Origin of the sequence: Ruegeria sp. HKCCD7296 (assembly GCF_013110775.1) — a bacterium.
In the GTDB taxonomy this organism is placed as follows: Bacteria; Pseudomonadota; Alphaproteobacteria; order Rhodobacterales; family Rhodobacteraceae; genus Ruegeria.
Window position 1 is genome coordinate 152,160 of the sequence record NZ_WVRF01000002.1, and the last position, 24,834, is coordinate 176,993.

The following is a 24,834-nucleotide window of genomic DNA, read 5'->3' on the forward strand; positions in this document are numbered from 1 at the left end:
CGGTTTGTTCCTGCGATCTGCACCAAAGCTTCGGTGCTTTCATACGGAACCGGCGCCGCCGTCGGTTCCGTTTTTCTTTGAAAGACGCAGCCTGCGCCGTCTTGACCCTTTCCACACGCGCGCGCTTGCCCTACAAGGCGCGCAATCTCGGCCCACTTGGACACAGGACAGAAGATGCAAGAGCCCGCCATCACACCCGATCTGATTGCTGCACACGGGCTCAAGCCCGAGGAATACGACATGATCCTCGAGATCATCGGGCGTGAACCGACCTTTACCGAACTGGGCATCTTTTCCGCGATGTGGAACGAGCATTGCTCGTACAAGTCGTCCAAGAAATGGCTGCGCACCCTGCCTACATCGGGGCCTCAGGTGATTTGCGGACCTGGTGAAAACGCAGGCGTTGTTGATATTGGCGACGGTCAGGCTGTTGTTTTCAAAATGGAAAGCCATAACCACCCGTCATACATCGAACCCTATCAGGGTGCGGCAACGGGCGTTGGTGGCATTCTTCGCGACGTCTTCACCATGGGCGCGCGCCCCATTGCATCGATGAACGCGTTGTCATTCGGCGAACCCGACCACCACAAGACCCGTCAGCTGGTGAATGGCGTGGTCGAAGGCATCGGCGGCTATGGCAACTGTTTTGGCGTGCCATGCGTCGGCGGCGAAGTCCGATTCCATCCGGCCTATAACGGCAACTGTCTGGTGAACGCATTTGCTGCTGGTCTGGCCGACAGCGACAAGATTTTCTACTCCGCCGCGTCCGGCGTCGGGATGCCCGTCGTCTATCTGGGCGCTAAAACCGGTCGAGACGGCGTTGGCGGCGCGACGATGGCCTCTGCTGAATTCGACGACACCATCGAAGAAAAGCGCCCGACAGTACAGGTTGGCGACCCCTTCACCGAAAAACGCCTGATGGAAGCGACGCTCGAACTGATGCGGACCGGAGCAGTGATCTCGATCCAGGATATGGGCGCGGCGGGTCTGACCTGTTCTGCCGTGGAAATGGGTGACAAGGGTGGTCTGGGCGTACGCCTCGATCTGGAAAACGTACCCCAGCGCGAAGAGAATATGACAGCCTATGAGATGATGCTGTCGGAATCTCAGGAACGTATGTTGATGGTTCTCAAGCCGGAACTTGAGGCCGAGGCCCGCGCTGTTTTCGAAAAATGGGATCTAGACTTCGCCATCGTCGGTGAAACCATCGCCGAAGACCGCTTCCTGATCATGCATAACGGCGAAGTCAAGGCGGACCTTGTCTTGTCCAAGCTCTCCTCCACCGCGCCAGAATATGACCGTCCGTGGGAGCCGACGCCTGCTGCCGAAGAATTGGCCGATGTGCCTCAGATCGACCCGATCGATGGGCTGCGCGCCCTGCTCTCTTCGCCCAACTACGCTGGAAAGCAGTGGGTGTACGAACAGTACGACACCATGGTGATGGCGGACAGCGCCCGCACACCGGGTCTGGGCGCTGGCATGGTGCGTGTCCACGGCACCGACAAGGTGCTTGCCTTTACCTCAGACGTGACACCGCGCTATGTACGCGCAAACCCGGTTGAAGGCGGCAAACAAGCTGTGGCCGAAGCCTATCGCAACCTGACCGCTGTTGGTGCCAAACCTCTGGCCACCACCGATAACCTGAACTTCGGAAACCCCGAAAAGCCCGAAATCATGGGCCAGTTCGTCGGTGCCATTCAAGGCATCGGTGCCGCCGTTGGCGCGTTGGATATGCCAATCGTTTCGGGCAATGTGTCGCTTTACAATGAAACCGATGGTCAGGCGATCCTACCCACCCCAACAATCGGTGCGGTTGGCCTGCTGAACCATTCAGATGAGATTATCGGCAATGAAGTCCGTGAGGGTCACGTCGCCCTGGTCATCGGTGAAACCAAGGGCCATCTGGGCCAGTCCGCACTATTGGCTGAGGTGTTCAACCGTGAAGACGGTGATGCGCCGCGTGTTGATCTGGATGCCGAAAAGCGCAACGGTGACTTCATTCGCGCCAACCGCGAGATGATCAAAGCCTGTACCGACCTTGGCGATGGCGGTCTTGCATTGGCCGCCTTTGAACTGGCCGAAGCGGCTGGCGTTGGTGTCCATCTCGACGAAGCCCCAACCGAATTCCTGTTTGGCGAAGATCAGGCGCGCTATCTGGTCGCCTGCAACTTTGACCAGGCAGAGGCACTTATGATTGCAGCCGGCCAAACCGGTGTACCGCTTGTCTCTGTCGGTCGCTTTACAGGTGATTGCGTGAAGGTCGGCGGTTCCGAGGCACCGCTAGCCGAGCTTACAGAGACCTTCCGCACCAGCTTTGCCGCCGCAGTGGCCTAAAATACAGGCTTCTTCTCGTCCCAAATACGGAAATCCTGCGCGTCTAAAAAGGCGCAGGATTTACCGGATTTGTCCGCACGTGCCATCTTGCACGCCCCGCCCCACCGCTCTACATCTTGATAAAGACCTTTAGGAGTAAACCTACATGCCGATGAGCGCCCACGAAATTGAAACCCTGCTGCGCGAGAGCTTTCCCAACGCGGAAATTCAGGTTGGCGGCAGCGATGGCGTTCACATGTCCGCCATGGTCGTGGACGAAAGCTTTCGCGGCAAGAACCGCGTACAGCAGCAGCGCGCTGTCTACGCGGCCTTGAAAGGCAAAATGGACGGCCCAGATGGTGAACTGCACGCGCTGGCGCTGACCACCAAAGTACCGGAATAATATATTTCTTAGGAATGTGCTTAAATCAATGGGTGGATGGCAACCGCCCGATCCTAATGAAAAACCACCATTGGGAATAGAAGCAACTGACCTAAATCTAGTAAAGAAAACAAACGACGACACGCGTGGCGGCAAGTAGTAATCGACAGCCAAAGACGCGATCTTTGAAGGAAACGCGAAATGACCGATGTGAAGACCCAGATCGACGAAACCGTCAAAGCCAATGACGTGGTGCTGTACATGAAAGGCACCAAGGAGATGCCTCAGTGTGGCTTCTCCTCCCGCGTGGCCGGTGTGCTGAACTATATGGGCGTTGACTACGCTGACGTGAACGTTCTGGCCGACGAGGAAGTTCGTCAGGGTATCAAGGACTACTCTGACTGGCCGACCGTACCTCAGCTTTACGTCAAAGGCGAATTTGTTGGCGGTTGCGACATCATCACCGAAATGACCCTGTCGGGTGAGCTGGACACGCTGTTTGACGAAAACGGTGTCGGCTACAACAAAGATGCAGCCGACAAAATTCGTGAAGCAAACGCGTAAGCCTGCTTATCGGCTGGAACAGTCCTGAAAAATTGCCTGCTCATTGGCGGCGCCCGCCGCCAAATAGCTGATCGATGCGTTCCAGCCTTTTGAGCGCAGAATATAGGTTCCTTGATCTCCGCTGGATTCATAGCGGATACCTGACCCGCTTTCCACTTGGCGCATGGCAACCAGAGTATTGTCCACGATCGTCGCTGCGGCACCCGAACCGTCGGACGCGTTGAAATAGGTCACCGGCAAGGGTATCCCGTTTTCGCAAGTGAATGTGACTGACAGTATGTCAATCTCTGCCAAAGCGGAAGTCGCAGGCACAGCCAGTGCAGCCGCAAACAAGGCGTTTCGCAACACAGTCATCAGGCTTTCTTCTCCTCGACAACTGCCGCAAGCGCTTCTGCCCGCGCGGCCAGCTCTGCCAGTGTGTCGGTGACAGATGGCGGAACAACTGCCACTTCGACGCGTTCTGGTTCCGGCGGAGGAGCGTTCCTGAGGTTCTGAAGCTGGGCCTCGACCTCGGCCAACTTTGCCTCAAGCGATTTGACCTTGTCTTCCGTTGCTGCCGTTTTGTCGGCAAGCATGAGCCCGGCCATCAAAAGCATACGGGATTCAGGCATCCTGCCGATCTGATCGGACAAAACCTGGGCTTCATCGTCCAGCATTTTGGCTGCGGAATGCAGAAAGGGCTCCTCACCGTCCCTGCACGAGACGTCAAAGCCGCGACCGCCGATATTTATGGTCACTTCGGGCATTATTCTACCTCACCTTCTACAAGTTTCGCCTGCGACAGCAACGGCTCAAGACGCGCAAGAACGGCCTGCGCCTCGGCCGCGTCCGAGGCTTGCGCTGCTCGCGTGGCTTCAAGTTCGGCGACCGTGGCCTTGTTGAGAAGCTCTGCATCCGTCAGGCCCTCAGTTGCGGCCGCGCGCAACTCGTCAACGGCATTGCGCAATTGTTCATTTGCCTTTCGCATACGTTGAAGATCGTCGTCCAAACGAGACATTGCAGCACCATGGCTTGCGCGTTCAGCACGCAGCATTTCCAACTCGGCGCTCAGGTCACCGACACGTTCCGTGTCTTCTAACTCGGCCTTGAGGCGGCTGTTTTCGGCCTCCACTGCTTTAGCCTGATCCAACATGCCACGCAGCTCTTCCAACTCGGCTTTCAGTGGCTCGGGATCTTCCTTTCCATCAAGCTCTGCCCGCATTTCTTCGTTTTCGGCTTTCAATGCGTCCAACTCGGTGCTGTTGTCCAGTGCCGCCTTGGCTTCGGCCAGCTCGGCGCGCGCAGCTTCGACCGAGGCAATCTTGGCGCGGGCTTCTTCCAACTCTGCGCGCAGTGCGTCGGTTTCCGAACCGTCAGACGGTGCCGCACGCAGCTCTTCCAGATCAGCGCGTAAGCCATCCATTTGCTCTTCGTGCTGCTGTTTCAGAGATTTCAGCCGTTCCTGAAGTTGCGCATTGGCAATGCGTTCATCTTCCAGCGCAGTCTGAAGTCCGTCATCCGGCCCGGTGCCCCGAGATTCAGCGCCCAATGCCTCGACCCCCGCGCCAATACGATCCATCGCGGCAATTATGCGGTGCTGTAAGTCTTCTATCTGGCTCATGCCCCTGTCACCTCTTTATCAAGGTTCATTCTGTTTCGATGCGATCCGAATCAAAACCGAATCCCGCCTGCAGACAGTCTAGCGGAATGCGACAGAAAATACCCACTGTTTGCTTTCAAACACTTGAGCCCCGCTCTTCATGCAGTGCGGCCCGATTCACCCCGGTTCCGCTTGCACTTTGGGTACTGAGTGGTATTGAGCCCGCAATCTGCTTCAAACCCAAAGGAACAACGCCCGTGGACCTGACTGCGCTGCGCAAAGCCAACCCCGAACACTGGGACAAAGCTGCGGCCATCCGCACTCTGACCCTTGATGCCGTCGCCGCCGCCAATTCCGGCCATTCCGGTATGCCCATGGGCATGGCCGATGTTGCGACCGTACTGTTCGAAAAGCACCTGAAATTCGACGCTTCAAACCCAAGCTGGCCGGACCGCGACCGGTTCATCCTGTCCGCCGGACACGGCTCGATGCTGGTTTACTCGCTGCTGTACCTCACCGGCCACGCTGACGTGACCCTCAACGAGATCAAAAACTTCCGCCAATTGGGGGCAAAAACCGCCGGTCACCCGGAAAACTTTTTGATTGAAGGTGTTGAAACCACAACCGGCCCGCTGGGTCAGGGCATTTCGAACGCCGTGGGCTTTGCCATGGCCGAAGAGATTCAGCGCGCGCATTACGGCAAGAAGGTCGTCGATCACTATACCTATGTGATTGCTGGCGACGGCTGTCTGATGGAAGGCGTCAGCCAAGAGGCGATCACGCTGGCCGGTCGCCACGAACTGAGCAAACTAATCGTCTTTTGGGACAACAACAACATCACCATCGACGGTACCGTCGATATTGCCGACCGCACTGATCAGGTGCGCCGTTTTGCGGCCTCAGGCTGGCATGTAATCGAGATTGACGGCCACGATCCAAATGCGATCGACGCAGCGATTGTGGACGCGAAGAAGTCCAGCAAGCCGACCATGATCGCATGCGAAAGCCACATCGCCTTGGGTCACGCAGCACAGGATACATCCAAAGGCCATGGTGCTCTGACCGATCAGGATCAGTTGAAAGCCGCCAAAAAAGGCTATGGCTGGCCGCATGACGCATTTGAAATCCCGGCCAATGTTAAATCTGCGTGGGAAGCCATTGGCGCACGTGGTGCTGCTGAACGAGCAGCCTGGGAAGAGCGTTTCGCGCAACTTTCTGAACGCAAGCAGGCCGAGTTCAACCGTGCCTACGCGTTTGAAGCCCCTAAAAAGCTGGTTGGCGCCATTCGTTCTTTCAAAAAGCAAGTTTCGGAAGATCAACCAAAGCTGGCTACCCGCGCCTCGTCGGAAAAAGTTCTGAACGTCGTAAACCCGATCATGACCGAAACCGTTGGCGGCTCGGCTGACCTGACCGGCTCGAACAACACCAAGTCGGCCGATATGGGTGTGTTCCTGCCGGAAAACCGCAAAGGACGCTACATCCACTACGGTATTCGCGAACACGGCATGGCCGCTGCGATGAACGGCATGGCGCTGCATGGTGGCATCCGCCCCTATGGCGGTACATTCATGGCCTTCACCGACTATGCTCGCCCGTCCATGCGTTTGGCGGCCCTGATGAAAATCCCATCTGTCTTCGTGATGACCCATGACTCCATCGGCCTGGGCGAAGACGGCCCGACCCACCAGCCGGTTGAACATCTGGCTATCTCGCGCGCGACGCCGAACACCTATGTCTTCCGCCCCGCCGACACAGTCGAAACGGCTGAAGCCTGGGAAATGGCGCTGACCTTCAAGGACAGCCCCTCGGTCCTGTCTCTGACCCGTCAGGGTGTTCCGACCGTGCGGACCCAGCACAAAACCAAGAACCTTGTTGCACAAGGTGCTTATGTCTTGGCTGAAGCCGAAGGCAAACGTCAGGCCATCCTGATCGCGACCGGGTCCGAAGTGTCCCTGGCGATGGAAGCCAAAGCGATGCTCGAAGCCGAGGGCATCGGAACCCGTGTTGTCTCGATGCCCTGTATGGAACTGTTCGCTGAACAAGACGAAGCCTACCGCAAACGCGTTCTGCCTGCCGGTGCGGTTCGCGTCGGCATCGAAGCCGCCGTTCGCGCCGGAGGCTGGGATCGCTGGCTTCTGGGTGAGCGTGGTCGCGAGGCCAAAGCCGGGTTCATCGGCATGTCAAGCTTTGGTGCTTCAGCCCCGGCAGGAGAGCTTTACAAGCATTTCGGCATCACCGCCGAAGCAACCGTAGCCAAAGTCAAAGAACTGCTGGGCCTGTAAAACAGACGCATCTGATCAAGCAAAGGGCGGCTTAGGCCGCCCTTTTCATTTGGGTTTCAATGTGTTTGTGACTTCTTCGAAAGCAAAGGCCCAATCACTTTGGTCGCCACCGGGATCAAAACCAATCCCCAAGCCAAACCAAATACGCCATCCATCGTGGCCTTGGACATCCACTCAACTGCGCCAACCCATTGATCGGAAACCGAATGACCAATGGCGTAGGCCCAATCGTGGATGTGATGGCCCAACCATCCGAAGCCCAACACCTCCATCCCGTGGATCACAATCGACCCGCCGACCCACAGCATCGCTGCTGTCCCAACAATGGACAGGGTTTTCATCACGCCGGGCATCGCTTTGACCAACCCACGGCCAAGACCACGACCAATCGGGGTCGGTGCGTTTTGCGCCAGATAAAGCCCGACATCATCCATTTTTACGATCAGCGCAACAGAACCATAAACAGCCACCGTCACCCCGATCCCAACAACGGCCAGAGTCGCCGCCTGCATCCACAGGTTCGGCGCTTCGATCGCCGCCAAAGCAATCGTCATGATCTCGGCCGACAAGATAAAGTCCGTCTTGATCGCGCCTTTGACCTTTTGTTCCTCGAGGTGACCGGGGTCACGGACATCCATGTCCTGTTCAATGGCGTGGCTGCCGTGCGGGAACAAGACGTGGAATATCTTTTCGGCCCCTTCAAAACAAAGGTAAGACCCTCCAATCATGAGTAATGGTGTGATCAGCCACGGCGCGAAGTTGGCCAGTAGCAGCGCCACCGGCAGCAGCAATATGATCTTGTTGAAAATCGACCCGCGCGCAATGCGCCAGATGATCGGCAACTCTCGCGCAGGCGCAAACCCCTGAACATATTTGGGCGTGACCGCCGCGTCGTCGATGATCACCCCGGCAGTCTTGGCCCCGGCCTTACCTGCCGCCGCAACCACGTCGTCGACCGAAGCCGCCGCCACTTTGGCAATTCCCGCCACATCGTCCAAAAGGGCCAACAGTCCGCTCATCGCGTGTCCTTTCCTGTCACCTGCCGCACCGGGACCCTACCTGATCTCTCAGCTAGCGCAAGCGTTAGCGCAATCGGCGCAGGTTTGCGCTAACACCTTAAAAATATGCCGTTTTTGCCCTTTTGAGATTCCCATTTCGCCGCTATATGGCCCACAAAGCAAGCGCATCTGGAGACGTCATATGACCATCAAGGTCGGTATCAATGGTTTTGGCCGTATTGGCCGCTGCACCCTGTCGCACATCGCCGCTTCGGGGCGTAACGACATCGAAGTGATCAAAGTCAACGCCACCGGCCCATTGGAAACCTCGGCGCACCTTTTGAAATACGACAGTGTTCACGGGCGTTTCCCGCGCGAAGTCTCCATTGACGGAAACACGATGGATCTGGGTCGCGGCCCGATGCAGATGTTCTCGACCTACGACATGAACGAGCTGGACTGGGAAGGCTGCGACGTCGTTCTGGAATGCACAGGCAAGTTCAACGACGGCACCAAGGCGAAAACCCACATTGAGCGTGGCGCTGGCAAGGTTCTGTTGTCCGCCCCTGGCAAGAATGTCGACAAGACCATCGTCTTCGGCGTGAACCACAACACGCTGACCGCAAACGACAACATGGTTTCAAATGGTTCCTGCACCACCAACTGCCTGGCCCCGCTGGCCAAAGTTCTGGACGAAGGTATTGGCATCGAAAACGGCATCATGACCACGATCCACGCCTATACTGGAGATCAGCCGACCCTGGACCGTCGCCACAGCGACCTGTACCGCGCCCGCGCCGCAGCTATGTCGATGATCCCGACCTCGACCGGAGCCGCCAAGGCGTTGGGCGAAGTTTTGCCAAACCTGAAAGGCCGTCTGGACGGGTCCGCGATCCGCGTCCCTACCCCGAATGTCTCGGCTGTTGACCTGACCTTCCGTGCCGCGCGCGATGTAACCGTCGAGGAAGTCAACGCTATCGTCGAAGAAGCTGCCAAAGGCCCAATGCAGCGCGTACTAGGTTTTGAGCCCGCACCGCTGGTCTCAACAGATTTCAACCACACCGAAGAAAGCTCTATCTTCGCACCGGATCAGACCCGCGTTGTAGACAATCGCCTGGTCCGTGTTCTGGCCTGGTATGACAACGAATGGGGCTTCTCAGTCCGTATGGCCGACGTGGCCGTAGCGATGGGGCGTCTTAACTGACCATTCGGACTTCGCTTGTACCTTAATGCCCGCTCAGGTTATCTGGGCGGGCATTTTTGTTCGGAACGGCCATGACCAATCTTATCGCCATCTGGCTCGGCATCCTACTGCTTGGGGGCGCAATGCTGGATATGACCCTGTACGGCGGCGACCACCTGCTGTTCCTTGCCAAGAAGCTCTACGAATTTTTGGACTGGCTCGCCTTCTGGCGCTGATCGAGGTTTCTCTTGACTCTTTCGCTGATCTGGAGTTGTTAGCGCTAACTAATCTGATATAGGTTTTCCGACGGAGCAGACCATGACCCTGAAACTTGCCATCAACGGATTTGGACGGATTGGGCGCGGGGTTCTGCGCGCAGTGATGGAAAGCGGTCGCACAGACGTTGAAATCGTGGCGATCAACGATCTGGGCAAACCTGACATGAACGCACATCTGTTTGAGTTCGACAGCGTGCATGGTCGCTACGCCAACCCGGTTACACTCAGCGACGCAGGTTTGGACGTTGGTCGTGGGCCGATCCGCCTGACCAGCGAACGCAACCCCGAAGACCTACCTTGGTCGGATATTGATGTCGTTCTGGAATGCACCGGTGTGTTCCGTACGCGAGAGGCCGCTGAGCGTCACTTCAAAAACGGCTCGAAAAAGGTTCTGATCTCGGCCCCGGCCCGCGGTGATGGCAACATCAAGACCGTCGTGTTTGGTGTAAACGATCACGAACTGACCGCCGAAGACCTGGTCGTGTCGAACGCATCCTGCACCACCAACTGCCTTTCGCCGGTCGCTGCTGCCCTGGATGCGGGGCTTGGCATCAAGCATGGTAATATGACGACTGTCCACGCCTATACGGCCAGCCAGCCCGTACATGACTTAGTTGGAAAAGACCCTTACCTGTCACGCGCCGCGGCGTTGTCGATGATCCCCACCACAACCGGCGCGGCTGCCGCCGTTGGCTTGGTGCTGCCGCAACTGCAAGGCAAACTGACGGGGCAGGCGATCCGCGTCCCTACCCCGAACGTTTCAGTTGTTGACCTGGTGGCTGAAGTATCCCGCCCAACCACCGAAGAAGAGGTAAATCAGCTGTTCATCGATGCCGCAGCAAAAATCCCCGGCGTGTTGGCTGCTGAAAACCGGCCGCTGGTTTCCGTTGACTTCAATCACGACCCGCACAGCTCGACCGTGTCGCTGGCCGAAACCAAAGTCACCGATGGCACACTTGTTCGCGTACTGGCCTGGTATGACAATGAATGGGGCTTCTCGAACCGGATGTTGGACACGGCCGCCGCAATGGGCGCCCTAGCCTAACCGTTCTTTCAGCGCGGTGTTGACGCGGGGCGTGACGAATTTCGACACGTCCCCATTCAACCGGGCGATTTCCTTGACCAGTTTCGAGGCAATTGCCTGATGGCGCGCTTCTGCCATCAAAAAGACGGTCTCGATTGAATCGTCTAATGCACGGTTCATTCCAACCATCTGAAATTCGTACTCAAAGTCGGCAACAGCGCGCAGGCCACGCACAATGATCTGCGCCCCAACATCCCGCGCGCAATCGATCAGCAGGTTTTCAAACGGATGCGCGACAATCTCGGTCCCGGTCTGTTCAGAAAGCTGGGAACATTCGGCTTCAATCATGGCCACGCGCTCTTCTAACGAGAACAAAGGTCCTTTATCCCGGTTGATGGCAACACCAATGACCAGCTTGTCGACCAAAGCTGCCGCCCGACGAATGATATCGATGTGGCCCATTGTGATGGGATCAAAGGTTCCAGGATACAATCCAACCCGCATCACGCCCTCCTGCGCAACAAAATTTCTGCGCAAGCAAACACAACTTTGCTGCAGGTGCAAGTGATTGCTTTGGCAGCTCTGGCCGCTAGTGGCCCATTATCATGCTTTCCAAAGCGTCTTTTTCCATGGCCAATTCGGAAAGCTGGGCCTTCACCACATCGCCCAAGGTTACGATGCCAACAAGTTTGCCATCTTCAACAACCGGCATATGGCGGAAACGCCCTTCCGTCATTTGTGACATGATGTCCTCAACTGTGGTCTGACGCGTCGCTGTCACAAGGTCCTGCGTCATGTAAGACTTTACTGGCTGGTTCAGACAGCCACTGCCGCTGGCCGCCAATTCGCGAACGATGTCACGTTCCGACAATATACCTGCAGCGGTTTCGCCACCATCGTCGGAAACCACGACTGTACCGATACGCTTCTCCGCAAGAATCTTCGAGGCCTCTGAGACAGTCGCTGTCGACGCCACGGTCACGACACCATCGGTCGCCTTAGACTTCAGGATGGCCTGTACTAGCATGAAGAATACCTCCGGAAATAATCACACTTATTCCAAAGCGTTGCGCGATTGTCGCGACCTGTCAAGCGTCGGCCACTGCTTCCAAACGAAGCACTTCCTCGCGAATGCCGCGCGTCAGAGCTTCGGCAAAGCGGTTCAACCGTTCGTTGCGTTGGTCACCTTCATGCCGCACAAGATAGAAACTGCGCGTCAAACTCACTTGTTCCGTCAGGATTTTCCGCAGATCGGGATGGAAGGGCAGCGTGAAATCATGGGCCACACAAACCCCGGTTCCCAGCGTCACCTGCCGCAATTGAACCGAGACCGAGTTCGATGCAAGCGCGACACGGTCAATACCAATGTCGTTGAGGTAATCCAACTCTCGGTCGAAGATCATGTCGGGGATATAGCCGATCAACCTGTGCCCTTTCAGGTCTGTGACGGAGCGGATCGGACCATGTCGGTGCAGGTAGTTTTCGGTCGCAACCATATGCAGTTTATAGTCGCTGATCTTTTTCACACGCAGTTGGCCGGCTGTTGGCGCACTGACTGTCACAGCCATGTCCGCCTCGCGCCGGGACAAGTTGATTACCCGCGGAAGTGCAAGAATCTGAATGTCCAGATCAGGGTTCGCATCGCTGATTTTTGCGCAGACCTGCGGCAGCAGGTAATTGGCGCTGCCATCCGGTGCGCCGATCCTGATTTGTCCGCTGAGTGATTTGGTCGGTCCGGTGACAGCTCCGGCAGCGGCACGCATCGCCTCTTCGGCGTGTAGCCCGTGCTCTAAAAGACGTTGCCCAGCCGGTGTCAGAACATAGCCTTGCTGGGACTTGGTAAACAACGAAGAATCCAAAGTGGATTCGAGCCGCGCCACACGACGCCCGACAGTGGCAGGATCAATTTTCAGGATACGACCAGCAGAAGACAAGCTTTCTTCGCGTGCCACGGCCAGAAAAATCCGCATATCGTCCCAGTTTGGGGTCATCTCACACTCTTTTGCATTTTTGCAAAACTCCTTTGAGACATTGCCTCTGTTCGCGGGATTTCTGCAAGCCTATTCTGCGCGCAAATCTATCGGAGGAGCTATTGATGCAAGATCTGACCCATTTCCTGAACGGCGAAATGGTCGCCGGTACATCCGGTCGTTTCGACGACGTTTACAACCCGGCGACGGGCGAAGTTCAATACAAATGCCCAATGGCCAGCGCGGCAGAAACCACGGCAGCAATTGAAGCGGCAGCAGCGGCCCAGCCCGCATGGGGCGCAACCAACCCGCAGAAACGTGCGCGCGTCATGATGGCCATGGTTGGCTTGATGAACCGCGACATGGACAAACTGGCCGAGGCGCTAAGCCGCGAACACGGCAAAACTCTTCCCGATGCCAAGGGCGACCTGCAGCGTGGTCTTGAAGTGATCGAGTACTGCATCGGCGCGCCACAAATGCTTAAGGGTGAGTTCACCGACAGCGCAGGCCCCGGCATAGACATGTATTCGATGCGCCAGCCTTTGGGTGTTGTGGGTTCGATCATGCCCTTCAACTTCCCCGCCATGATGCCGCTTTGGCATGTTGGACCGGCGCTGGCTTGTGGGAACGCCGTGGTCCTGAAACCGTCCGAGCGTGACCCGTCGGTTCCGCTGATGCTGGCTGAACTCTTCATCGAAGCCGGTCTGCCCAAAGGTGTGTTCCAGGTCGTGAACGGTGACAAAGAAGCCGTTGATACGATCCTCGACAGCGAAATCATCCAGGGTGTCAGCTTTGTGGGGTCTACCCCGATTGCGCAATATATCTACAGCCGCGCAACCGCCAACGGCAAACGCGCCCAGTGTTTTGGCGGTGCCAAGAACCACATGATCGTCATGCCCGACGCTGACTTAGATCAGGCGGCTGACGCTCTGGTTGGTGCCGGATTTGGAGCGGCAGGCGAACGCTGCATGGCAATCTCGGTCGCGGTTCCCGTTGGTGAAGAAACTGCGGACAAGCTGATCGAAAAGCTGATCCCGCGTGTCGAAAAGCTGAAAGTCGGCCCTTACACGGCCGGTGATGATGTCGATATGGGTCCGGTCGTCACCGGGGCCGCAAAAGAACGCATCCTAGGTCTGATCAACTCGGGTGTTGAGCAAGGCGCCAAGCTGGTTGTCGACAACCGTGACTTCAGCCTGCAGGGCTATGAAGATGGCTTTTTTGTTGGCCCCCACCTCTTCGACCATGTCACCCCGGACATGGACATCTACAAACAGGAAATCTTTGGCCCGGTCCTGTCCACCGTACGCGCCGGTTCGTATGAAGAGGCGCTGAAGCTGGCGATGGACCATGAATATGGCAACGGAACCGCGATTTTCACCCGTGACGGTGACACCGCGCGTGATTTTGCCAGCCGGATCAATATCGGCATGGTTGGCATCAACGTGCCGATCCCGGTTCCGCTGGCCTATCACACCTTTGGTGGCTGGAAGAAATCGATGTTCGGGGACCTGAACCAGCACGGCCCTGACAGCTTCAAATTCTACACCCGAACCAAAACCGTGACCTCGCGCTGGCCGTCGGGCATCAAAGAAGGTGGCGAGTTCAACTTCAAAGCCATGGACTGATTGGAACGATCATTACGCTGACAAACCCGGCCTTATCTTGGGCCGGGTTTTGCATTTTTCCGCCGATAAGCAGGCTCACGTGCCAATCTCACGAGAAATTCAGCTTTGATACTCTGGAAAAACTCATCAAAGCAAAATATTTTGTCGGGAAGTGTGTACCGAGCAGTGAAATTATCGGAGGCAGTCTTGTCCCATTCCCGTATGACCCGTCGTTCCGCCCTGTTGGGCGCAGCATCATTGGTGGCAACCCCTGCCCTTGTTCGGGCACAAAGCACAGATGCTTTCCCAGAAACAGAAGACGCCATCAGCACGCAATTGCCAGTGCGCCGCAACGTGTCCTCGTTCTCGCAACAGAACTGGCAGGATCACTTTGATGAGCTTGGTGTTGGCTGCCTGCTGGCCGATATCACAAGCCGCGCCGTGCATTATTGGAGCCCGGACGGAACGTATAAGCTTTACCCAAGTTCGGTTCCGATGAGTGAGGAACTCACCAAACGCGGTTACACAAAAGTCGTACGCAAAACCGAATTCCCAAGCTGGACACCAACGGCGTCCATGCGCGAGCGGGATCCCTCGTTGCCTGTACGGATGGAAGGTGGCGACCCTGGCAATCCATTGGGCACCCGCGCTATGTATCTGGGCTGGCCAGCTTACCTGGTTCACGGAACGCATGACACGCGCAAGATTGGCCGTCAGAGCTCGTCTGGATGTATCGGACTCTACAATCAGCACGTGGAAGAGCTGTATCCACTGGTTCAGATTGGGACACAGGTGCGTCTGGTCTGATTTGCCAGTCGTAAAAAGCAAAAGCCCCGGTCAATCGCCGGGGCTTTGTTGTTTTTTAATCCGTGGCTTATTCCGGCAGAATAACCGCGTCGACCACGTGAATCACGCCATTGCTGGCTTCAATGTCGGCTTGCACAACCTTGGCATCATTCACCTTAACGCCGTTCTTTGCGTTAACGCTCAGCCGGTCGCCCTGAACGGTCAGAACCTTGGCGCGCTTGTCAGCGATGTCGCCAGACATCACTTTGGCCGGAACCACGTGATAGGTCAGGATCGACACAAGCTGATCTTTGTTCTCGGGCAGCAGCAGGGATTCCACCGTACCTTCAGGCAATGCTGCGAACGCCTCGTCAGTCGGGGCAAATACGGTGAATGGGCCATCGCCCTTCAACGTATCAACCAGACCAGCGGCCTGAACGGCAGCGACCAAAGTGTTGAACGATCCGGCGGCAACGGCCGTGTCAACAATGTCAGCGGCCTGCGCCTTCAGCGGCATGGCAAATGCAAGTGCGGCGGCTGCGCCCATGAATGTGCGACGGAACATAGCTGTCTTCTCCTCTCCAGCGTGTTATGAAAAGGGGTACGGACCTTTTGCCGCAGCGGATCACTCTGAGATCATTTTTCTTTGAGTTGCACCCAGATGCTCTGCGCTCGTCCCTCAGTCAGAAACGGCAAGGCGGCAACGGCATCCGGGCGTTCCTGTTGAAGGTAATATCCCGGCCAAAGCATTGAATACGCGCCAGATTGCAGCAACGCGTGCAGCATGTACTGCTCTCCCCAACCGGGGCAATCATAGAAGAAACGTTTGGGATATTCGTAGGGTAAAAAAACATCGTGCACATGAATGACCACGCCGGCTTTCAGCGCAGGAATGATGCGGCAGAACAGATGGGCGACGTCGTTGCTCATCCGCACAACATGGCTTGAATCGATGAACAGAACGTCTCCGGCTTCAAGCTCGGCAAAAAGCGACGGGTCAACTTCTTCAAGACGTTTTTGTTCGAAGTGGTCCGCGATATGGGCAATGTCGGCCCGCGGGTAAGGGTCAATGGCAGTGATCGTGGTGTCCAACCCGCCGTCAATAATCGCTTGCCGGGTCACACGGGTTGAGTTCCCGCACCCCACCTCGATCACGCGCTTGGGCTGAAAGCGGCGGATCATCAGATACAACGCATCTGCATCCGGGCTGTCGTAATAGCCGTTGCCTGTGCGATAGCCAGTCTGATTGCGCGCCGGGTCTTTCAACGCCTGCAGTTCCGCCTTGTGACGGTCATATTCCGCCACCAGTTGCGCGACATCGAAACCTTCCATACCCGGAGATAACGCGTAGGCCGGGCGTGTCAGCCCTCCGGCAGCTTCAAAAGCCTCAAGCCGCGCGCGTTCATCCTGTTCGGTAACCTTGTCGATCAGCCTCACCCCCAACTCGTCCAGAGCAGCGTTAATCTTTGGGAATTTTCTGGGTTTCACGGCGTTGGCTCCACGGTCTGTGCTGATCCGTTCCTTACAATTGCCGCCAGTGCCAGTGCAAGGACAAGACGGGCAAACCCTTGGCAAAAGGCAAATTTCCGTATTCACTGAAACTTACGACAGCCAAAGGGGGCTCCATGCAGCAAGAATTCACACTGGGCATTGAAGAAGAGTATCTTCTGGTGGATCGCGACAGCCTGCAATTGTCAGAGGCCCCGGAAGCGCTGATGGAGGCCTGTCAGAATGATTTCGAAGGTCAGGTAAGCCCCGAGTTCCTGCAATGTCAGATTGAAGTCGGCACGCGCCCGCACACAACAATCGCCTCGGCGCGGGAAGACCTGAAACGCCTGCGATCCTGCGTGTCAAAACGTGCTGCCGAATACAATCTGTCCCCGATCGCAGTATCCTGTCATCCCTTCGCCAATTGGAAGGATCAACATCACACCCGCAAGGAACGATATGACGCCTTGCAACACGCGTTAGGCGGCGTAGCACGTCGGATGCTGATCTGCGGGATGCATGTACACGTGGGGGTCGAAGACCCCGCCCTGCGCGCCGATCTGATGCCGCAGCTCTCTTACTTTTTGCCCCATCTTTTGGCGCTGTCCACATCCTCTCCATTTTGGAGCGGTGAAGATACCGGCCTATCATCGTATCGCTTGACCGTGTTCGACAACCTTCCACGAACCGGCCTGCCCCCAGTTTTTGGCAGTTGGGCTGAGTATGAGCGCACCACAGGTATACTCGTCGAACTGGGCGTGATTGAGGACACGACCAAGATATGGTGGGACCTGCGCCCGTCGCATCGTTTCCCTACGCTTGAAACCCGGATCATGGACGTGCAACCCCGGCTGGAGCACACGTTGTCCCTCGCAGCACTCGTTCAGGCACTGACCCGAATGTTGTGTCGACTGAAAGACCGCAACCTGCGTTGGCGGCAATATGATCGCTTCCTGATCGGAGAAAACCGTTGGCGTGCGCAGCGTTATGGCGTGGGCGAAGGATTGATTGACTTCGGCGACCGCTCGGTCAAGCCGATGTCCGAACTGATCGGCGACCTTATGGGGTTGTTGGCGGAAGACACCGAAGCGCTTGGAACGATGACCGAACTTGCGCGGTTACGGCAGATCGCCGAAAACGGCACTTCGGCCACCCGTCAACGCCGCGTTCACGCCGAGGCCGTCGCGCGCGGGGACGATCCCGGGCAAGCAGTCGTGCGCCATCTGATCGAGGAATTCCACGCGGATCTCTAGACTGCTCCAGCGTTTTGCGCCCCATTGTTGAACCTGCAAAATTTCTGTAAGAATTCGGAAATAAACAACCGTTCAATTCATTGCCGACGGGAGACAGCGCCATGGATTTCGCACTCAGCGAAGAACAAACAGCCATTTTCGACATGGCGCATGCATTTGGTCAGGAAAACATTGCACCTTTTGCGCGGCAGTGGGAATCCGATGGCACCATTCCCAAAACTTTGTGGCCACAGATCGGCGAGCTTGGTTTCGGAGCTTTGTATGTTTCCGAGAACAGCGGCGGCTCGAACCTGACCCGCCTGGATGCAACACTGGTTTTTGAGGCCCTTTCAATGGCCTGCCCTTCGGTCGCGGCCTTCCTGTCGATCCACAACATGTGCGCCAAGATGTTGGACAATTTCGCGGATGATGACCTGAAGGCGCGGATCATGCCCGATGTTCTGAGCCTCAATACGGTTCTGAGCTATTGCCTCACCGAACCCGGTTCCGGCTCGGACGCAGCGTCCTTGAAGACACGCGCCGTACGCACGAACGAAGGCTATACGTTGAACGGCACCAAGGCATTCATCTCGGGCGGTGGGTATTCCGATGCCTATGTATGCATGGTGCGCACCGGTCAGGACGGCCCCAAGGGTATTTCAACCGTTTATGTCGAGGACGGAACTCCGGGTCTTAGCTTTGGAGCACTGGAAGAGAAAATGGGCTGGAAAAGTCAGCCCACCGCGCAGGTGCAGTTCGATGATTGCAAAATCCCGGCAGGCAATCTTGTCGGCACCGAAGGCGACGGTTTCAAATATGCCATGATGGGCCTCGACGGCGGGCGACTGAACATCGCGGCCTGTTCCCTTGGTGCCGCGCAGACCGGTTTGGATATGACGTTGCAATACATGTCCGAACGCAAGGCGTTTGGCCAATCCATCGACCAGTTCCAGGCCCTTCAGTTCCGCCTGGCGGATATGGAGATTGAACTACAAGCCGCACGGACCTTTCTGCGTCAAGCCGCTTGGAAACTAGATAACGGCGCGCCCGACGCCACTAAGTTCTGCGCCATGGCCAAAAAATTCGTGACCGAAACCGGATCGAAGGTGGTGGATCAGTGCCTGCAGCTGCATGGTGGTTATGGCTATCTTGCCGACTACGGCATTGAAAAGCTTGTGCGCGATCTTCGGGTGCATCAGATATTGGAAGGCACAAATGAGATCATGCGCGTGATCGTATCGCGTCAGATGCTTGCCAACCGCTGAGGGCCACATGTCAGACATTGAAATCCGCACCACAGGCCGTGCCGGACGCATCACCCTGACCCGCCAACATGCTTTGAACGCAATGAGCTACGAGATGTGCATGGCCATCGACGCGGCGATGCGCAACTGGCGCGAAGACGATGCCGTTGACCTTATCATTCTGGACGCCGAAGGTGAAAAAGCCTTTTGCGCAGGTGGAGACATCGCCGAGCTCTACGAAACCGGGACCAAGGGCGACTATGCCTACGGGCAGACATTCTGGCGTGACGAGTACCGTCTGAATGCAATGATCTTCGAATATCCCAAGCCGGTCATCAGCTTTCTTCAGGGCTTTACCATGGGCGGCGGTGTCGGCATCGGGTGCCATGGCAGCCATCGCGTTGTCGGGGAAAGCTCGAAAATCGCGATGCCAGAATGCTCGATTGGTTTGGTACCGGATGTGGGCGGCTCGCTTATGCTGGCCCTCGCCCCCGGTCGGTTGGGCGAGTTTTTGGGAACGACTGGGTTCCGAATGGGCCCTGCGGATGCAATTCTGGCAAGGTTCGCGGACCATTACATCCCTCAATCACACTGGTCCGATTTGACTGAGATGCTTGAGGCCTCTGGCGACGCAGGGCTGATTTCACAACATGCCGAAACACCACCCGCCGGAGAACTGGCCGAGTTGCAGGCCGACATTGATCAGCATTTCTCGGGCGAAACACTTGGCGACATCGTGACGAGCCTGCGCAACAGCGACCACGATTTTTCGCAGAAAACCCTAGCGACTCTGGGAAAAAACGCCCCCCTTTCCACGGCCTGTACGGTTGAAATGCTGCACCGTCTGCGCGGCCCCGCTTTGTCCATACGGCGCGCCCTGGAGTTGGAATACCGTTTCACCCACCGGTCGATGGAACACGGTGACTTTCTGGAAGGTATCCGCGCGCAAATCATCGATAAAGACCGCAGCCCGAACTGGCAGTTTGCCGATATGAACGTCCCTTTGACGGCCGTTTCGAAAATGCTGCAACCGCTGGGCGCGGATACCCTGACATTTGAGGAGGACTAAAAGATGCAGATCGGTTTCATTGGGCTGGGAAATATGGGCGCGCCCATGGCGGCCAACCTGGCAAAAGCCGGGCATCAGGTTCTGGGGTTTGATACGGCTGGCGTCACCGTGGAAGGTGTCACTCAGGTCGAAACGGCGTCTGACGCGGTTGCGGGTGCTGATGCGGTCATCACCATGCTGCCAAACGGCGCTATTCTAAGGGCCGTTGCGGATCAGGTCATTCCCGCAATGTCAAAAGGGGCTGTGTTAATCGACTGCTCGACGGTTGACGTGGACAGCGCGCGTGCGGTTGCGGATCAGGCTATGGGAGCCGGACTTTTGTCCGTGGATGCGCCGGTTTCCGGCGGTATCGGCGGTGCAGCGGCAGGTACGTTAACGTTCATGGCCGGCGGATCGGAAGCCGCATTCGCCAAAGCTGCACCGCTGTTCGAGATCATGGGACAAAAAGCGGTTCACTGTGGCGAAGCCGGGGCCGGACAAGCCGCCAAGATCTGCAACAATATGATCCTTGGCGTCACCATGATTGCCACCTGCGAGGCTTTTGCACTGGCAGACAAACTGGGATTGGACCGGCAAAAGATGTTCGATGTCGTCAGTACATCGTCAGGCTATAGCTGGACGATGAATGCCTATTGCCCTGCCCCCGGCGTTGGCCCGCAAAGCCCTGCTGACAATGACTACACGCCCGGATTCGCCGCCGAGCTCATGCTAAAGGACCTGCGTCTCAGCCAGCAAGCAGCAGACAGCGCTGATGCGGATACACCGATGGGTCAGGTCGCGACTTCGCTATATGAACAATTTGTTGAAAATGAAGACGGATTGGGCCGCGACTTCAGCGCGATGTTGCCACGCTTTGAAAAACGAGGGCGCGAATAGGCAATTCGGCGGCCTCTTGCCCAGCCATTTGACAGACAATCGGCAAGGGGCCATCTATGCAGTCATGTTCCGAGGCGTCTTCAGCCTGTTCGTAAGGGAAAGTGACATGACAAGATACCTGGTGACTACAGCGATGCTTGTGGCGGTGACGCTTGTACCTGTTACATCCGTGGCAAAAAACAAAATCGGGCATTGCCCACCGGGTTTAGCCAAGAAGTCCATTCCTTGCGTGCCTCCCGGGCAAGCAAAAAAGATCTATCGGAACGGCGATTTCATCCGCAACGACTATCGATGGGTAGACAATCCGTACCGTTATGGGCTGAACCGAAACTATTCCTACATTCGCGCGGGTGACTACGTGTACCGGGTCGACCCAGACACACGCAAAGTCTTGAACCTGATCGGTGCGGTTGCCGATATTCTGAACTGATCTGAAGGCGCTAAGCCTATTCAGCAGCAACGCGCGCGTTGTCTAACATCGATTTCAGATAGCGACCGGTATGACTGCGCTCGACTGTGGCGACATCTTCGGGTGTGCCCGTAGCCACTATCTCACCTCCGCCATCGCCGCCTTCGGGACCAATGTCGATGATGTGATCTGCAGTTTTCACCACGTCCAGATTGTGCTCGATCACAACAACCGTGTTCCCCTGATCGACCAACTCATGCAGCACTTCCAATAGCTTGCGTACGTCTTCAAAATGCAAACCCGTGGTCGGTTCATCTAGGATATAGAGCGTTCGCCCGGTTGACCGTTTCGACAATTCCTTGGACAGCTTCACGCGTTGCGCCTCGCCACCGGATAGCGTGGTGGCCTGCTGACCGACCTTGATATAGCCCAGCCCAACGCGGGCCAAAGCGTCCATCTTATCGCGGATCGACGGCACAGCCTTGAAGAACTCCTGCGCGTCTTCCACCGTCATATCAAGCACATCAGCGATGGACTTGCCCTTGAACTTGATCTCAAGGGTCTCGCGGTTGTAGCGCGCGCCTTTGCACGTCTCGCAGGTAACGTAGACATCAGGCAGAAAGTGCATTTCGATCTTGATAACACCGTCACCCTGACAGGCTTCGCACCGGCCTCCCTTAACGTTGAAACTGAAACGACCAGGTTTGTACCCACGCGCTTTCGCCTCGGGCAAACCCGCAAACCAGTCTCTGATCGGCGTGAAGGCCCCGGTGTAAGTGGCTGGATTCGAACGCGGAGTTCGCCCGATCGGGCGTTGGTCGATATCGATAACCTTGTCCAGGTGCTCAAGCCCCTTGATCGTCTCACACGGCGCTGGAGTCTGTCGCGCACCATTTAGGCGCATCGATGCGGTTTTGAACAACGTCTCAATCGTCAGCGTGGACTTGCCGCCGCCAGACACCCCTGTCACACAGACAAATTTGCCCAAGGGAAATTCAGCCGTGACGTTCTTGAGGTTGTTACCAGTGGCTTTCACCACAGTCACTTTCTGCTTCTTGCCCGCGCGCCGTTCAGCCGGAACCGCGATTTCCCGGGTCCCCGCCAAATATTGCCCGGTGATAGAGGCAGCATCACCCGTAATGTCCGCCGGCGTACCGTGACTGACGACCTGCCCCCCGTGCACACCCGCTCCGGGGCCAATGTCGAACACATAATCGGCCTCTCGGATGGCCTCCTCGTCATGTTCTACAACAATTACCGTGTTGCCCTGATCCCGCAGGTTCTTGAGCGTTCCCAACAACCGGTCATTGTCACGCTGATGCAAGCCGATAGAGGGCTCGTCCAACACGTAAAGAACCCCAGTCAAACCCGAGCCGATCTGGCTGGCCAAACGAATACGCTGGCTTTCCCCGCCCGACAGTGTTCCACTTGAACGCGAAAGCGTAAGGTATTCCAAACCAACATTATTCAGAAACCCAAGACGTTCGCGAATCTCTTTCAGTATGGCGCGCGCGATTTCATTTTTCTGAGCGCTCAGATGGTTCGGCGCGTCCTCAATCCAGGCCAAAGCCTCTCGGATTGACATCTGCACCACTTGCCCGACATGCAGACCAGCGATCTTGACCGCCAGCGCCTCGGGCCGCAGGCGATACCCCTCACACGTGCCGCATGGACGGTTGTTCTGGTACCGTTCAAATTCCTCGCGAATCCAAGCGCTGTCAGTTTCACGATAGCGGCGCTCCATATTCGGGATCACGCCTTCGAAACTGCGCGTCACCTGATAAACGCGTCCACCTTCATCATAGCGGAACTGGATCTCTTCATCGCCAGAGCCGCGCAGGAACACCTGCTGCACCTTCTGGGGCAGGTCTTTCCATGGTGTGTTCTTGTCGAACTCGTAATGCCGCGCAATGGCTTCGATGGTCTGAAGGAAATACGGAGACTTACCCTTGCGCCACGGCGCCAAGGCCCCGTCATAGAGTTTCAGCGACTGATCGGGCACCACAAGCCGCTCGTCAAAGAACAACTCGACCCCCAAGCCATCACAATCGGGGCAAGCCCCAAATGGCGCGTTGAAGGAAAACAGGCGCGGTTCGATCTCGGGGATGGTAAACCCGCTGACCGGGCAGGCAAAGTTCTCGCTAAAGGTGATCCGCTCTGGGTCACCCTCACGCGGGGCAGTTTCCAGAATCGCAATACCGTCAGCCAGATCCAAGGCTGTGCGCAGGCTGTCGGCCAAGCGGGTCTCCATACCCTCTCGGACAACCAGTCGATCCACCACGACATCGATGTCGTGGCGGAATTTCTTGTCCAGCGTCGGCGGTTCATCCAGTTCGTAGAACTCACCATCGACCTTGACGCGCTGAAAGCCTTGCTTGCGCAACTCCAGGAATTCTTTTTTGTACTCACCCTTGCGATCTCGCACGATGGGGGCCAGCAGGTAACCTCGCGTGCCCTCCTCCATCGTCATGATCCGGTCGACCATGTCCTGTACCTGCTGCGCCTCGATCGGCTGTCCGGTCGCCGGGCTATAGGGGGTTCCAGCGCGTGCGAACAGCAGGCGCATATAGTCATAGATTTCCGTAACCGTCCCAACAGTTGAACGCGGGTTCTTGGACGTTGTCTTCTGTTCAATGGAGATTGCCGGACTCAGACCGCTGATATGATCGACATCGGGCTTTTCCATCATGTCGAGGAACTGCCGCGCATAGGCAGACAGGCTTTCAACATAGCGACGCTGCCCTTCGGCATAGATGGTATCAAAAGCCAGCGAGGACTTGCCCGAACCAGACAAGCCGGTGATCACCACCAGCTGATCCCGAGGGATATCAACATCGATGCCTTTGAGGTTATGCTCGCGCGCGCCGCGCACCTCGATATTCTTCAGCTCAGCCATTTCCGGCCCCCAAGAAACAAGTGGTTTAGAGATAGGCGAGCTTGCCTGAGTCTCCAACAGAAAAGTTAGAACATTTAGTGAACATACGAGTTTTAGCCGAGCAAATCAAACCGCAGCTGCTTAATCGGGATCTTCGCTGCGAAGCTTTTAAGCCGATCGGTTGAGAGTAAGAGGAAAATGGCGCGGTTGACGGGGCTCGAACCCGCGACCCCCGGCGTGACAGGCCGGTACTCTAACCAACTGAGCTACAACCGCGCATCTATTTTCGTGGCCGTTGTCCTGGGCCAAGGTAAGCAGCGATGGCGCGGTTGACGGGGCTCGAACCCGCGACCCCCGGCGTGACAGGCCGGTACTCTAACCAACTGAGCTACAACCGCCCGCTGCACGTTCATTGCTGAACGTTGGGGTGTATTATGGCTACGCTCGGGCAGCGTCAAGCGGCGTTTTGAAGTTTTTTGTCAGAATCCAGTTTTTTGTTTACCCGCAGATTTTCGCGCGCAGACCATCGTCAAATTCGCTTGCAGCCGAACCACAGGACAGATAACAACGCGTCCTATGGGTGATTAGCTCAGTGGTAGAGCGCTTCGTTCACATCGAAGATGTCAGGAGTTCAAATCTCTTATCACCCACCATTCCTTTTCGCAGATTACGCTTGAA

At 56.6% G+C, this 24,834-nt stretch carries 24 protein-coding genes and 3 tRNA genes; 15 read left to right on the top strand and 12 right to left on the bottom strand.

Annotation, left to right across the window (positions count from 1 at the left end; genetic code table 11):
- Positions 1 to 174 precede the first annotated feature (174 nt).
- The 3 genes from purL (at position 175) to grxD (ending at position 3,259) form a co-directional block, all read left to right on the top strand.
- On the top strand, positions 175 to 2,334 hold the full coding sequence (gene purL, locus GS632_RS03435) for a phosphoribosylformylglycinamidine synthase subunit PurL (protein ID WP_171721391.1): 2,160 nt from the start codon (positions 175 to 177) through the stop codon (positions 2,332 to 2,334).
- Between the two features lie 145 nt (positions 2,335 to 2,479).
- Positions 2,480 to 2,716: a BolA/IbaG family iron-sulfur metabolism protein gene (locus GS632_RS03440; RefSeq protein WP_039530494.1), complete on the top strand. Its 237-nt coding sequence runs from the start codon at positions 2,480 to 2,482 to the stop codon at positions 2,714 to 2,716.
- A 180-nt stretch (positions 2,717 to 2,896) separates the two neighbouring features.
- Positions 2,897 to 3,259 carry a Grx4 family monothiol glutaredoxin gene (gene grxD, locus GS632_RS03445; protein WP_171174231.1) on the top strand — a complete coding sequence of 121 codons (363 nt, stop codon included), beginning with the start codon at positions 2,897 to 2,899 and terminating at the stop codon, positions 3,257 to 3,259.
- A 6-nt stretch (positions 3,260 to 3,265) separates the two neighbouring features.
- On the opposite strand, the gene GS632_RS03450 is transcribed toward grxD, so the two are convergent.
- Genes GS632_RS03450 through GS632_RS03460 form a run of 3 tightly spaced genes read right to left on the bottom strand, consistent with a single transcriptional unit; the run spans position 3,266 to position 4,859 of the window.
- Entirely contained in the window at positions 3,266 to 3,613 is a 348-nt protein-coding gene (locus tag GS632_RS03450; RefSeq protein ID WP_171237518.1) for an MliC family protein, read from the bottom strand.
- Entirely contained in the window at positions 3,613 to 4,005 is a 393-nt protein-coding gene (locus GS632_RS03455) for a cell division protein ZapA (RefSeq protein WP_171174235.1), read from the bottom strand. The genes GS632_RS03450 and GS632_RS03455 overlap by 1 nt, the downstream gene beginning before the upstream one ends.
- Positions 4,005 to 4,859: a hypothetical protein gene (locus GS632_RS03460; protein WP_171237517.1), complete on the bottom strand. Its 855-nt coding sequence runs from the start codon at positions 4,857 to 4,859 to the stop codon at positions 4,005 to 4,007. Before GS632_RS03460 ends, GS632_RS03455 begins: the two co-directional genes overlap by 1 nt.
- Before the next feature lie 236 nt (positions 4,860 to 5,095).
- Between GS632_RS03460 and tkt the strand changes: the two genes are divergently transcribed.
- A complete protein-coding gene (gene tkt / locus GS632_RS03465; protein WP_171237516.1) occupies positions 5,096 to 7,120 on the top strand; it encodes a transketolase in 2,025 nt (674 codons plus the stop codon).
- Positions 7,121 to 7,176: 56 nt separating this feature from the next.
- Here tkt and GS632_RS03470 read toward each other — a convergent pair whose 3' ends face one another.
- The gene (locus GS632_RS03470; RefSeq protein ID WP_171174242.1) at positions 7,177 to 8,139 is read right to left on the bottom strand and encodes a DUF808 domain-containing protein; all 963 of its coding nucleotides are present in this window, start codon (positions 8,137 to 8,139) and stop codon (positions 7,177 to 7,179) included.
- Positions 8,140 to 8,320: 181 nt separating this feature from the next.
- Here GS632_RS03470 and gap (GS632_RS03475) point away from each other — a divergent pair, with 181 nt between their 5' ends.
- From gap (GS632_RS03475) to gap (GS632_RS03485), 3 genes are all read left to right on the top strand, one after another.
- On the top strand, positions 8,321 to 9,322 hold the full coding sequence (gene gap, locus GS632_RS03475; protein ID WP_171237515.1) for a type I glyceraldehyde-3-phosphate dehydrogenase: 1,002 nt from the start codon (positions 8,321 to 8,323) through the stop codon (positions 9,320 to 9,322).
- Positions 9,323 to 9,393: 71 nt separating this feature from the next.
- Positions 9,394 to 9,537, top strand: coding sequence for a hypothetical protein (locus tag GS632_RS03480; RefSeq protein WP_171174254.1), 144 nt, complete (start codon positions 9,394 to 9,396; stop codon positions 9,535 to 9,537).
- Between the two features lie 82 nt (positions 9,538 to 9,619).
- Entirely contained in the window at positions 9,620 to 10,624 is a 1,005-nt protein-coding gene (gene gap, locus GS632_RS03485) for a type I glyceraldehyde-3-phosphate dehydrogenase (RefSeq protein ID WP_171174262.1), read from the top strand.
- Here gap (GS632_RS03485) and coaD read toward each other — a convergent pair.
- The 3 genes from coaD to GS632_RS03500 form a co-directional block, all read right to left on the bottom strand.
- Entirely contained in the window at positions 10,616 to 11,107 is a 492-nt protein-coding gene (coaD, locus tag GS632_RS03490; RefSeq protein WP_171237514.1) for a pantetheine-phosphate adenylyltransferase, read from the bottom strand. The genes gap (GS632_RS03485) and coaD overlap by 9 nt on opposite strands.
- Before the next feature lie 85 nt (positions 11,108 to 11,192).
- A complete protein-coding gene (locus GS632_RS03495; RefSeq protein WP_171174266.1) occupies positions 11,193 to 11,630 on the bottom strand; it encodes a CBS domain-containing protein in 438 nt (145 codons plus the stop codon).
- 61 nt (positions 11,631 to 11,691) lie between these two features.
- Positions 11,692 to 12,594 carry a LysR family transcriptional regulator gene (locus GS632_RS03500; protein WP_171234187.1) on the bottom strand — a complete coding sequence of 301 codons (903 nt, stop codon included), beginning with the start codon at positions 12,592 to 12,594 and terminating at the stop codon, positions 11,692 to 11,694.
- Positions 12,595 to 12,698: 104 nt separating this feature from the next.
- Between GS632_RS03500 and GS632_RS03505 the strand changes: the two genes are divergently transcribed.
- Both GS632_RS03505 and GS632_RS03510 read left to right on the top strand, forming a co-directional pair.
- The gene (locus tag GS632_RS03505; protein ID WP_171237513.1) at positions 12,699 to 14,198 is read left to right on the top strand and encodes a CoA-acylating methylmalonate-semialdehyde dehydrogenase; all 1,500 of its coding nucleotides are present in this window, start codon (positions 12,699 to 12,701) and stop codon (positions 14,196 to 14,198) included.
- Positions 14,199 to 14,399: 201 nt separating this feature from the next.
- Complete coding sequence (locus GS632_RS03510) at positions 14,400 to 14,984, top strand: L,D-transpeptidase (RefSeq protein WP_171089788.1); 585 nt, start codon at positions 14,400 to 14,402, stop codon at positions 14,982 to 14,984.
- 67 nt (positions 14,985 to 15,051) lie between these two features.
- On the opposite strand, the gene GS632_RS03515 is transcribed toward GS632_RS03510, so the two are convergent.
- A complete protein-coding gene (locus GS632_RS03515) occupies positions 15,052 to 15,528 on the bottom strand; it encodes a fasciclin domain-containing protein (RefSeq protein ID WP_171237512.1) in 477 nt (158 codons plus the stop codon).
- A gap of 71 nt (positions 15,529 to 15,599) precedes the next feature.
- Positions 15,600 to 16,451, bottom strand: coding sequence for a class I SAM-dependent methyltransferase (locus tag GS632_RS03520; protein ID WP_171721390.1), 852 nt, complete (start codon positions 16,449 to 16,451; stop codon positions 15,600 to 15,602).
- Between the two features lie 137 nt (positions 16,452 to 16,588).
- On the opposite strand from GS632_RS03520, the gene GS632_RS03525 reads away from it, so the two are divergent.
- The 5 genes from GS632_RS03525 to GS632_RS03545 all read left to right on the top strand — a co-directional run bounded on the left by GS632_RS03525 (position 16,589) and on the right by GS632_RS03545 (position 21,302).
- The gene (locus GS632_RS03525) at positions 16,589 to 17,704 is read left to right on the top strand and encodes a carboxylate-amine ligase (protein ID WP_171237510.1); all 1,116 of its coding nucleotides are present in this window, start codon (positions 16,589 to 16,591) and stop codon (positions 17,702 to 17,704) included.
- Positions 17,705 to 17,805: 101 nt separating this feature from the next.
- A complete protein-coding gene (locus tag GS632_RS03530) occupies positions 17,806 to 18,948 on the top strand; it encodes an acyl-CoA dehydrogenase family protein (protein WP_171237509.1) in 1,143 nt (380 codons plus the stop codon).
- A gap of 7 nt (positions 18,949 to 18,955) precedes the next feature.
- Positions 18,956 to 19,996, top strand: coding sequence for an enoyl-CoA hydratase/isomerase family protein (locus GS632_RS03535; RefSeq protein WP_171174279.1), 1,041 nt, complete (start codon positions 18,956 to 18,958; stop codon positions 19,994 to 19,996).
- A gap of 3 nt (positions 19,997 to 19,999) precedes the next feature.
- Entirely contained in the window at positions 20,000 to 20,872 is an 873-nt protein-coding gene (gene mmsB, locus GS632_RS03540; protein ID WP_171237508.1) for a 3-hydroxyisobutyrate dehydrogenase, read from the top strand.
- Between the two features lie 106 nt (positions 20,873 to 20,978).
- Positions 20,979 to 21,302, top strand: a complete 324-nt coding sequence (locus tag GS632_RS03545) for a hypothetical protein (RefSeq protein WP_253284419.1) — start codon at positions 20,979 to 20,981, stop codon at positions 21,300 to 21,302.
- Positions 21,303 to 21,318: 16 nt separating this feature from the next.
- Here the strand turns inward: GS632_RS03545 and uvrA are convergent, their stop codons facing one another.
- The 3 genes from uvrA to GS632_RS03560 form a co-directional block, all read right to left on the bottom strand.
- Positions 21,319 to 24,177 carry an excinuclease ABC subunit UvrA gene (gene uvrA, locus GS632_RS03550; RefSeq protein ID WP_171619114.1) on the bottom strand — a complete coding sequence of 953 codons (2,859 nt, stop codon included), beginning with the start codon at positions 24,175 to 24,177 and terminating at the stop codon, positions 21,319 to 21,321.
- 178 nt (positions 24,178 to 24,355) lie between these two features.
- Positions 24,356 to 24,432, bottom strand: a tRNA-Asp gene (locus GS632_RS03555).
- 45 nt (positions 24,433 to 24,477) lie between these two features.
- Positions 24,478 to 24,554 (bottom strand) — tRNA-Asp (locus tag GS632_RS03560).
- A gap of 180 nt (positions 24,555 to 24,734) precedes the next feature.
- Here GS632_RS03560 and GS632_RS03565 point away from each other — a divergent pair.
- A tRNA-Val gene (locus GS632_RS03565) sits at positions 24,735 to 24,809 on the top strand.
- The last annotated feature ends 25 nt before the right edge of the window (positions 24,810 to 24,834 follow it).

Excerpts from the sequence above, each read along its gene's own strand:
- mmsB (WP_171237508.1), top strand. The coding sequence starts at position 20,000 with ATGCAGATCGGTTTCATTGGGCTGGGAAATATGGGCGCGCCCATGGCG.
- GS632_RS03480 (WP_171174254.1), top strand. The coding sequence starts at position 9,394 with ATGACCAATCTTATCGCCATCTGGCTCGGCATCCTACTGCTTGGGGGC.
- GS632_RS03505 (WP_171237513.1), top strand. The coding sequence starts at position 12,699 with ATGCAAGATCTGACCCATTTCCTGAACGGCGAAATGGTCGCCGGTACA.
- GS632_RS03455 (WP_171174235.1), bottom strand. The coding sequence starts at position 4,005 with ATGCCCGAAGTGACCATAAATATCGGCGGTCGCGGCTTTGACGTCTCG.
- GS632_RS03545 (WP_253284419.1), top strand. The coding sequence starts at position 20,979 with ATGACAAGATACCTGGTGACTACAGCGATGCTTGTGGCGGTGACGCTT.
- grxD (WP_171174231.1), top strand. The coding sequence starts at position 2,897 with ATGACCGATGTGAAGACCCAGATCGACGAAACCGTCAAAGCCAATGAC.
- uvrA (WP_171619114.1), bottom strand. The coding sequence starts at position 24,177 with ATGGCTGAGCTGAAGAATATCGAGGTGCGCGGCGCGCGCGAGCATAAC.
- GS632_RS03530 (WP_171237509.1), top strand. The coding sequence starts at position 17,806 with ATGGATTTCGCACTCAGCGAAGAACAAACAGCCATTTTCGACATGGCG.
- gap (WP_171174262.1), top strand. The coding sequence starts at position 9,620 with ATGACCCTGAAACTTGCCATCAACGGATTTGGACGGATTGGGCGCGGG.
- coaD (WP_171237514.1), bottom strand. The coding sequence starts at position 11,107 with ATGCGGGTTGGATTGTATCCTGGAACCTTTGATCCCATCACAATGGGC.
- purL (WP_171721391.1), top strand. The coding sequence starts at position 175 with ATGCAAGAGCCCGCCATCACACCCGATCTGATTGCTGCACACGGGCTC.
- GS632_RS03500 (WP_171234187.1), bottom strand. The coding sequence starts at position 12,594 with ATGACCCCAAACTGGGACGATATGCGGATTTTTCTGGCCGTGGCACGC.
- GS632_RS03470 (WP_171174242.1), bottom strand. The coding sequence starts at position 8,139 with ATGAGCGGACTGTTGGCCCTTTTGGACGATGTGGCGGGAATTGCCAAA.
- GS632_RS03525 (WP_171237510.1), top strand. The coding sequence starts at position 16,589 with ATGCAGCAAGAATTCACACTGGGCATTGAAGAAGAGTATCTTCTGGTG.
- GS632_RS03515 (WP_171237512.1), bottom strand. The coding sequence starts at position 15,528 with ATGTTCCGTCGCACATTCATGGGCGCAGCCGCCGCACTTGCATTTGCC.
- gap (WP_171237515.1), top strand. The coding sequence starts at position 8,321 with ATGACCATCAAGGTCGGTATCAATGGTTTTGGCCGTATTGGCCGCTGC.
- GS632_RS03535 (WP_171174279.1), top strand. The coding sequence starts at position 18,956 with ATGTCAGACATTGAAATCCGCACCACAGGCCGTGCCGGACGCATCACC.
- GS632_RS03450 (WP_171237518.1), bottom strand. The coding sequence starts at position 3,613 with ATGACTGTGTTGCGAAACGCCTTGTTTGCGGCTGCACTGGCTGTGCCT.
- GS632_RS03460 (WP_171237517.1), bottom strand. The coding sequence starts at position 4,859 with ATGAGCCAGATAGAAGACTTACAGCACCGCATAATTGCCGCGATGGAT.
- GS632_RS03440 (WP_039530494.1), top strand. The coding sequence starts at position 2,480 with ATGCCGATGAGCGCCCACGAAATTGAAACCCTGCTGCGCGAGAGCTTT.
- GS632_RS03510 (WP_171089788.1), top strand. The coding sequence starts at position 14,400 with ATGACCCGTCGTTCCGCCCTGTTGGGCGCAGCATCATTGGTGGCAACC.
- GS632_RS03495 (WP_171174266.1), bottom strand. The coding sequence starts at position 11,630 with ATGCTAGTACAGGCCATCCTGAAGTCTAAGGCGACCGATGGTGTCGTG.